Source organism: Legionella yabuuchiae (assembly GCF_900640115.1).
Classification (GTDB): Bacteria; Pseudomonadota; Gammaproteobacteria; order Legionellales; family Legionellaceae; genus Legionella_A; species Legionella_A yabuuchiae.
The window spans coordinates 1-1,001 of sequence record NZ_CAAAIW010000068.1 but is presented as its reverse complement, the minus strand read 5'-3'; the positions used below and the strand labels follow the sequence as shown (position 1 = coordinate 1,001).

The window sequence follows — 1,001 nt, the reverse complement described above, 5'->3', positions numbered from 1 at the left end:
AGCTCACCAGAGCTTTTCGCAGGATTCCACGTCCTTCATCGCCTCTTACTGCCAAGGCATCCACCGTTTGCGCTTCTCTTCTTGACCATATAACCTCAGCAACCTGAACATTATACAATCTAGGTTTTCTCGTAGTTTTGCTCCAAGCTTCTCAACTCAGACTACGACGCTTGTGTCGTCTTACAAACTTGCGTTCGTAAAACTGCCTCTTAATATCTACCAAATTGTTAATGAACTTCTGGATTAACCAGATGAAAAAACTCTTCAAAGCCCTTTCATCTGGACAATCTTGCTCTACCCCGGATTTAGCTTGGCTAATCCGGGCCACACGAGTCGAACTCGTGTTGGTGGAGCCGGGGAGATTCGAACTCCCGACCCTCTGCGTGCAAGGCAGATGCTCTCCCAGCTGAGCTACGACCCCCTTTTTTTTGCTTCAGCTTTTTCCCTTATGCTTCGTTGCTGCCACGCGCTCGCTCAGTCACATACGGATGTATGCTCCTTCGCTCGCTTCTGTCAGCGCCTCGCCTAAGGAAAAAATCTTCGCAAAAACTTTTTGCTTCAGCTTTTTTTCTTTACGCTTCGTTGTCGACACGCGCTCGCTCAGTCACATACGGATGTATGCTCCTTCGCTCGCTTCTGTCAGCGCCTCGCCTAAGGAAAAAATTTCGCAAAAACTTTTTGCTTCAGCTTTTTTTCTTTACGCTTCGTTGTCGACATGCGCTCGCTCAGTCACATACTGATGTATGCTCCTTCGCTCGCTTCTGTCAGCGCCTCGCCTAAGGAAAAAATCTTCGCAAAATGCCATCTTGCTTTTTCTTTGCACTTCTTTCTAGAGCTCGCAAGCGATCTGACTTGGGCGCAGATTGGGTTAAAACAAATTTTAGAAAAACAAAGCATACAACCGTATGTGAGTATTTTAAAAATCTACCTTAACGCAAGTTCCGCCAAATAGGGCTGCTTGCGTGAAAACAAACTGTGTGGGCGCTTGGATGTTGTCGTGC

At 46.9% G+C, this 1,001-nt stretch carries 1 tRNA gene and 1 rRNA gene; both read right to left on the bottom strand.

What is annotated here, in order from left to right:
- Positions 1-87: ribosomal RNA gene (locus tag E1O47_RS12100) — 23S ribosomal RNA — on the bottom strand; the annotation flags it as partial.
- 258 nt (positions 88-345) lie between these two features.
- Positions 346-421, bottom strand: a tRNA-Ala gene (locus tag E1O47_RS12095).
- Positions 422-1,001: the final 580 nt, after the last annotated feature.